This is a genomic window from Cupriavidus sp. 01T418, from assembly GCF_056398885.1.
On sequence record NZ_JBFTQG010000046.1, the window covers coordinates 47,698 to 55,107 of the forward strand.

General features: G+C 64.4%; 3 protein-coding genes and 3 pseudogenes. 5 read left to right on the forward strand and 1 reads right to left on the reverse strand.

The annotated features are described in order from the left end of the window. The first annotated feature begins 204 nt into the window (after positions 1–204). The 3 genes and pseudogenes from AC1DQ3_RS29925 to AC1DQ3_RS29935 all read left to right on the forward strand — a co-directional run bounded on the left by AC1DQ3_RS29925 (position 205) and on the right by AC1DQ3_RS29935 (position 6,201). A pseudogene (locus AC1DQ3_RS29925) lies at positions 205–1,433 on the forward strand (efflux RND transporter periplasmic adaptor subunit). Between the two features lie 95 nt (positions 1,434–1,528). Next, positions 1,529–4,720: an efflux RND transporter permease subunit gene (locus tag AC1DQ3_RS29930; RefSeq protein WP_477123741.1), complete on the forward strand. Its 3,192-nt coding sequence runs from the start codon at positions 1,529–1,531 to the stop codon at positions 4,718–4,720. Positions 4,721–4,731: 11 nt separating this feature from the next. Continuing rightward, positions 4,732–6,201, forward strand: a complete 1,470-nt coding sequence (locus tag AC1DQ3_RS29935) for an efflux transporter outer membrane subunit (RefSeq protein WP_477123742.1) — start codon at positions 4,732–4,734, stop codon at positions 6,199–6,201. Positions 6,202–6,262: 61 nt separating this feature from the next. On the opposite strand, the gene AC1DQ3_RS29940 is transcribed toward AC1DQ3_RS29935, so the two are convergent. Then, a complete protein-coding gene (locus AC1DQ3_RS29940; RefSeq protein ID WP_477123743.1) occupies positions 6,263–6,601 on the reverse strand; it encodes a LysR substrate-binding domain-containing protein in 339 nt (112 codons plus the stop codon). A gap of 29 nt (positions 6,602–6,630) precedes the next feature. On the opposite strand from AC1DQ3_RS29940, the pseudogene AC1DQ3_RS29945 reads away from it, so the two are divergent. Both AC1DQ3_RS29945 and AC1DQ3_RS29950 read left to right on the forward strand, forming a co-directional pair. Continuing rightward, positions 6,631–6,738: pseudogene (locus AC1DQ3_RS29945) on the forward strand (ornithine cyclodeaminase family protein); the annotation flags it as partial. Positions 6,739–6,853: 115 nt separating this feature from the next. After that, positions 6,854–7,138 (forward strand): annotated as a pseudogene (locus AC1DQ3_RS29950) (IS6 family transposase); the annotation flags it as partial. Positions 7,139–7,410: the final 272 nt, after the last annotated feature.

Below are 7,410 nucleotides of genomic sequence, written 5' to 3' on the forward strand. Positions count from 1 at the left end.
ACGGCAAGACCGCCGACGGCCTGCTGCACGCGATCCGGCGGTGGGATCTGGCGCGAAAGAAGGAGATTCTAGCTGAGTTCGAAGCCTGGCAGGCGCGCTTGAATTCCACCGCGGCCGGCAACTCGTGGGGCAGGCGGGGAGCGTTCGGCCTGAATTTTTGCTTTTCCAGTTGAAGAAACCCGACGAAACACGGAGTGAAGAAAGATGAATCACAAGTCTCGACGCACGCTGATCGCCTTTGCCATCGTGGCAATCCTTGGGGCGGGCGTAGCAACCTCGGTACTGCGCCCCTGGCACGGAGGGGAAGCCCAGGCCAACACGCCGCCGCCGGCTCCGGCCGTCGAAGTGGCATCGGCAGTGGGCCAGACCATCACTGAATGGGATGAGTTCTCGGGCCGTATCGAAGCCGTGGACCGCGTGGAAATTCGTCCGCGCGTTTCCGGCACGATCGAAACGGTGCATTTCCGCGAAGGCTCGATCGTGAAGAAGGGCGACCCGCTGTTCACGATTGATCCGCGTCCGTACGCCGCAGAAGTGGCGCGCGCCGAAGCGGCGCTGGCCGCGGCCCAGGTACGCGCTGCGCACGCGCAGACCGAGAAGGCCCGTGCGCAACGCCTGCTCGACGACAACGCAATCTCGCATCGCGAATTCGACACGCCGCCAGCGAATTGTCGGCCGATGTGCGCGGCGCGCAGGCTGCGCTGGAAGTGGCGAAGCTGAACCTGAGCTACACGCGCATCGTTGCGCCGGTCTCGGGCAAGGTCTCGCGTGCGGAAATCACGGTGGGCAACCTCGTGGCAGCCGGTGCCGCGTCGCCGCCGCTGACCTCGGTGGTGTCGGTCTCGCCGGTGTACGCGAGCTTCGATGTCGACGAGCAGAGCTACCTGCGCTACACGCAGCCGGGCGCTGGCGGCGGCAAGAACGACCTGCCGGTATTCCTGGGCCTGGCCAACGAGGACGGCAACCCGCACAAGGGTCGTATCCACTCGATCGACAACCGGCTCGACACGCGCAGCGGCACCATCCGCGTGCGTGCCGTGTTCGACAACGACGATGGCCGTCTGCTGCCGGGCCTGTACGCGAAGGTCAAGCTCGGTGGCGGTTCGCCGCACCCGGCCGTGCTGATCAACGACCGCGCCATCGGTACCGACCAGGGCAAGAAGTTCGTGCTCGTGGTCGACAAGGCCAATAAGCTCGTGTATCGCGAAGTCGAACTCGGGCCCACGTACGAAGGGCTGCGCGTGATCCGCAAGGGTCTGCAGCCGGGCGAGAACATCGTCGTGAATGGCCTGATGCGTGTGCGCCCGGGCGACACCGTGGCACCGAAGGCCGTGACGATGGCGTATCGCAGCGAACCCGAGCCGCGTGGCACCACGCCCGACCGCAAGCAGGCGGCGGACGACGGGAGAGCCGACAAGGCCAAGGTGAGCTGAGCCCGCCCGACACCGAACTGATTTTTTCCCCTGCAGTTGTACATGGCGTCCGCTCCGGCGGACCGCCAGGGCGGACTGCTTTCGCCGAGACCAAGATGAATCTCTCGAAATTCTTTATCGATCGTCCGATCTTCGCGGGCGTGCTGTCGGTGCTGATCTTCCTGATCGGCGCCATCTCGATGTTCAAGTTACCAATCTCGGAGTACCCGGAAGTGGTGCCGCCGTCGGTGGTAGTGCGCGCGCAGTTTCCGGGCGCCAACCCGAAGGTAATCGCCGAGACCGTGGCCACGCCGCTGGAAGAGCAGATCAACGGCGTCGAGGACATGCTCTACATGAACTCGCAGGCCAATAGCGACGGCAACCTGACGCTGACGGTGACCTTCAAGCTCGGTACGGACCCCGACAAGGCCCAGCAGTTGGTGCAGAATCGCGTCTCGCAGGCCGAACCGCGCCTGCCCGAAGACGTACGCCGCCTGGGCATCACCACGGTCAAGAGCTCGCCGGATCTGACCATGGTGGTCCACCTGGTCTCGCCGAACGACCGCTACGACATGACGTACCTGCGCAACTATGCGCTGATCAACGTGAAGGACCGCCTCGCACGGATCCAGGGCGTTGGCCAGGTGCTGATGTTTGGCTCGGGTGACTACTCGATGCGCGTGTGGGTGAACCCCGAGAAGATCGCCGAGCGCAGGCTGGCCGCGTCCGACGTGGTGCGCGCCATCCGCGAACAGAACGTGCAGGTGGCGGCCGGCGTGATCGGCCAGTCGCCGTCGTTGCCAGGCACCGACCTGCAGCTGTCGGTGAACGCACATGGTCGTCTGCAAACCGTGGAGGAGTTTGGCGACATCATCGTCAAGACTTCGCCTGATGGTGTCGTCACGTACCTGAAGGACATCGCGCGCATTGAACTCGGTGCGTCGGAATACGCACTGCGTTCGCTGCTGGACAACAAGTCCGCAGTGGCGTTGCCGATCCGCCAGTCGCCGGGCTCGAACGCGATCCAAATCGCGAATGATGTGCGCAAGACCATGGCCGAGCTGAAACAGAATATGCCGGAAGGCGTGGACTACAGCATCGTCTATGACCCCACGCAGTTCGTGCACCACTCGATCGAGGCCGTAGTCCACACGCTGTTCGAAGCCATCGCGCTGGTGGTGCTGGTGGTGATCCTGTTCCTCCAGACGTGGCGTGCGTCGGTCATCCCGCTGTTGGCGGTGCCAGTGTCGATCGTCGGTACGTTCGGCCTGATGCATGCATTCGGCTTCTCGATCAACGCGCTGAGCCTGTTCGGCCTGGTTCTGGCGATCGGTATCGTGGTGGACGATGCGATCGTGGTCGTGGAGAACGTCGAGCGGAACATCGAGGAAGGGCTGTCGCCGAAGGAGGCCACGTACAAGGCCATGCGCGAAGTGAGTGGCCCGATCATCGCGATCGCGCTGACGCTGATTGCCGTGTTCGTGCCGCTGGCCTTCATGACGGGCCTGACCGGTCAGTTCTACAAGCAGTTCGCGCTGACGATCTCAATTTCGACGATCATCTCGGCGTTCAACTCACTGACGCTGTCGCCAGCACTTTCGGCGCTGCTGCTGAAGGGCCACAATGCGCCCAAGGACTGGCTGACGCGCGGCATAGACAAGGTATTTGGCAAGTTCTTCGCCCGCTTCGACCGCCTCTTTGGCCGCAGCTTGGACAGCTATAGCCGTGGCGTGAAGGGCGTGATCCGCCGCAAGGGTTCGGTGTTCGGCGTCTACGCCGTGATGCTTGTGGCCACCTGGGGGGTCTTCCAACTCGTGCCGAAGGGCTTCGTACCGGCGCAGGACAAGCAGTACCTGGTGAGCTTTGCCAAGCTGCCTGATGGCGCCACGCTGGATCGTACCGAGGACGTGATCCGCCGCATGTCGGAGATCGCGCTCAAGCATCCGGGCGTAGAATCGGCCGTGGCCTTCCCGGGCCTGTCGATCAACGGCTTCACGAACAGCCCGAGCGGCGGCATCGTGTTCGTCACGCTCGATCCGTTCGAGAAGCGCAAGAGCGCGGATTTGTCGGGCAATGCGATTGCCGCCGACCTGAACAAGCGATATGGGGCGATCCAAGACGCGTTCATCGCCGTGTTCCCGCCGCCGCCGGTGCAGGGCCTGGGCACGATCGGCGGCTTCAAGATGATGATCGAGGACCGTGCCGCACTGGGGTATGACGAGCTGTTCAATGCGACCAATGCGTTCATGACCAAGGCGCGCGCCACGCCTGAACTGGCCCGCATCTTCAGTAACTACCAGGTGAACGCGCCGCAACTCGACGTGCAACTCGACCGTACCAAGGCCAAGCAGCTGGGCGTGCCCGTGACCGACGTTTTCGAGACGCTGCAGACCTATCTAGGTTCGTCATACGTGAACGACTTCAACAAGTTCGGCCGTACGTACCAGGTCAAGGTGCAGGCGGATGCGCAATTCCGCCAGCACGCCGAGGACATCCTGCAGCTGAAGGCGCGCGGCAGTTCGGGGGAGATGGTGCCGCTGTCGTCGCTGGCGAAGGTCAAGCAGAGCTTCGGCCCCGATAGCGTGACCCGCTACAACGGCTTTACCGCCGCCGACATGAACGGCGGCCCAGCACCCGGTTTCTCGTCGGGCCAGGCACAGGCGGCTGCCGAGCGTATCGCGGCGGAGACGCTGCCAAAGGGCATTAGCTTCGAATGGACCGAGCTGACCTACCAGGACATCCTGGCGGGCAATGCGGGTGTGTGGATCTTCCCGCTGTGCGTGCTGCTCGTGTTCCTGGTGTTGGCTGCCCAGTACGAAAGCCTGACGCTGCCGCTGGCCGTGATCCTGATCGTGCCGATGAGCCTGCTGGCCGCCATGACCGGCGTGTGGCTCACGCGTGGTGATAACAACATCTTCACGCAGATCGGCTTCATCGTGCTGGTCGGGTTGTCCGCGAAGAACGCGATCTTGATCGTGGAATTCGCACGGGAGCTGGAACACCATGGCCGCACCGTGGTGGAGGCTGCCATCGAAGCCAGCCGGCTGCGTCTGCGCCCGATCCTGATGACGTCGTTCGCGTTCATCATGGGTGTGGTTCCGCTGGTGGTGTCCACCGGTGCCGGTGCGGAAATGCGCCATGCGATGGGCGTGACCGTGTTCGCGGGAATGCTGGGTGTGACGTTCTTCGGCCTGTTCCTGACGCCGGTGTTCTACGTGGCACTGCGTCTGCTGGCCACCCGCAAGCAACGCTGTGAGGCGGTGTTGACGGCTGCTTCGACCTCGCGCGTTGTGGCGCCCGCAGAGTGATGGTGAAAGACATGAACAACAAGGTGGTGAAGCAGTACCTGCCCAAGCTTGCCACCCTGGCTGCCGCGCTGGTGCTGGCGGGCTGCTCGCTGGCGCCGACGTACAAGGTGCCGGAGACGGCCACCGCTGCGACGTTCAAGGAAGCCGAGGCCGCCGCCACCGAGGGTGCGCAGTGGAAGACCGCCGCGCCGGCCGAGGGCCAGCAGCGCGGCGACTGGTGGAAGGTGTTTGGCGATGCCGAGCTCGACCGCCTGATCGACGCGGCCAACGCGCATAACCAGGACCTGGCCGCTGCAGCGGCCCGCCTGAAGCGGGCGCGCGCGTTCACCGGCGCCACCGAGGCGGACATGTATCCGCAACTGATGGCGGGCTTCGATCCGACCCGCACGCAGCCCTCGGCCGCCTCGCGAGGGCTGCCCGATGGCACGCGTGTGCGGGCCCAGACCGTGTACAAGGCCCGTTTGTTTGCCAACTACGAGCTGGACCTGTTCGGCCGCGTGGCCAGTAGTGTGAACGCGGCACGTGCCGAGGAGCAGGGCGCCGCGGATCTGTACCGTTCGGTCCAGCTCGCGCTGCAAGCCGATACGGCGCGGGCCTACTTCGCACTGCGCACGCTCGACAGCGACCGCCAGTTGCTCAACGCGACGATCAAGTTGCGCGAGGACGCGCTATCGCTGCTGCGCAAGCGCTACGAAGTGGGTGAGACGACGGATCTGGACCCGGCACGCGCCGAAGCCGAGCTCGGCACCGCGCGTGCCGACCTGGCCAGTACCGAGCGCCGCCGGGCCAACCAGGAGCATGCGCTCGCCGTCCTGACCGGCGTGGCGCCGTCTCAGTTCGGGCTGGCCGCGAGGCCGTTCGACACCGTGCCGGTGTCCGTGTCGGCTGGACTGCCGTCGGAACTGCTCGAACGTCGCCCCGATATCGCTGCTGCAGAGCGCCAGATGGCAGCGGCCAATGCGCGCATCGGCATTGCGAAGGCAGCGTTCTTCCCGCGCATCTCGCTGACAACGTTGTTCGGGTTTGAGTCGTCAGACCTGTCGAACCTGTTCAAGTGGTCGTCGCGTACTTGGATGCTTGGGCCGCTGGTCGGCACTACCGTCGCGCAGACCGTGTTTGACGGTGGCCGCAACAGCTCGAACCTGGCCGGTGCCCGCGCCGCACATGAGGAAAGCGTGGCGCGCTACCAGCAGACCGTTCTGGTGGCCTTCCGCGAAGTGGAAGACAGCCTGACCGATGTGCGCTGGCTCAGCCGGCAGGCCACGGCGCTCGACGGTGCGCTGGCCGGGGCGAAGCGGGCGCAGCGCACCTCGCGCAGTCGTTGCGATGCCGGAGCGGTGGACTACGCAGACCGTACAGTGCTGCAGTCGCAGCGCGATGCCAACGCGGTGGCCGGCCTGCGTGCGGCGGCTACGGTGTCGCTGGTGCGTACCCTGGGCGGTGGCTGGGGGCCGTTGCCGGAGTCGGTTGCCAAGAACTGATCCGGTTAGTATGCCTCTGGCAGGCGCCCTCTCCCGTACAACGGGCTTGCCTTTACCCACATCACGGTTGGTACGGGAGGTTGTAAACCTGCGCCCGCCAGGGCCAGCGCCCTGGCCACGGGGCCTGTTCCACCTGCACCCGCATGTCCGACTGGCCGCCTTCCCGGCCAAAGACCTCATGCGCCAGCAGGCCGAAGGGTACGTCCGGCCCGTATCCGATCAGATCCTCCCCCGCCAGTTTGCTTGGGCGGACCCAGCCTTGCGTACTGAGCTGGTGACCGGTGGGAATCAGCGCCACGATTGGGTTCTTCGCCAGCAAGCGCGATTCCAGGTTCGGGTGCGCGAGCGGCATGTTCGATACCCCCAGGTCGGCCTGCCTGGAGATCAGCCCCCGCAGCATGTTGACAGGAATCCGCGTGGCGCCGCTGGGGGCTGCCCGGGGTGAAGATCGTGGGTGACTACGTCGACAACTACAAGCTCGGTCTGCCTTCGGAAATGGCCATGCTGAACCTGTTCGATCCGGCCTCACGAGAGCCCAGAACGGGTGTTGCTCCGCAGTTGAGGCACGAGTTCCTTCAAGAATTTTCGGGCGGCAAACGTGGAGTGCCCCAAACGGCATTGTCACGTTGGGGCGGTCGCGTAGGATGGCGCGATGACGAAGACGAAATCGCTCTACCACGGCCACCGCTTCCCGGCGGTGGTCATCAGCCAGGCGGTGCGCTGGTACTTCCGGTTCAACCTGAGCCTGCGCGACATCGAGGAATTGCTGTTCGAGCGCGGCGTGACGGTGACCTACGAAACGATCCGTCGTTGGTGCGACAAATTCGGCGCCTGTTTTGCCCATCGCGTCAAGGCCGCGCGCAGCAAACCGGGTGGCACATGGCACCTGGACGAGATGTTCGTGACACTGCGCGGCGAGCCGTATTGGCGGTTAATTGCGAAAAATGCATTGTCACGCTGAAAAACAGTCAGCGAAGCCGACGATGCCACCAAATCTACCGACGCAGAAAAAGCCTCTTGGTAATTGCGTAAATCAGGCTCTTACGTGCGAGCTGACACGCCCCGACGGCGACTAGTCCCATTCCCGGTCCCTGCCCCGCCTTTCTTCGTACGCCTTAGCCTCTTGTGCCGCATGAGATGCCGCCTTCTCGAGGAGAGGCACGTGTTCCTTCGGGACGACCAGCATTGTCAAACCCAAGCCGTCCAGAG

Coding starts and splice junctions, on each gene's coding strand:
- AC1DQ3_RS29930 (WP_477123741.1), top strand. CDS start 1,529: ATGAATCTCTCGAAATTCTTTATCGATCGTCCGATCTTCGCGGGCGTG.
- AC1DQ3_RS29935 (WP_477123742.1), top strand. CDS start 4,732: ATGAACAACAAGGTGGTGAAGCAGTACCTGCCCAAGCTTGCCACCCTG.
- AC1DQ3_RS29940 (WP_477123743.1), bottom strand. CDS start 6,601: ATGCTGCGGGGGCTGATCTCCAGGCAGGCCGACCTGGGGGTATCGAAC.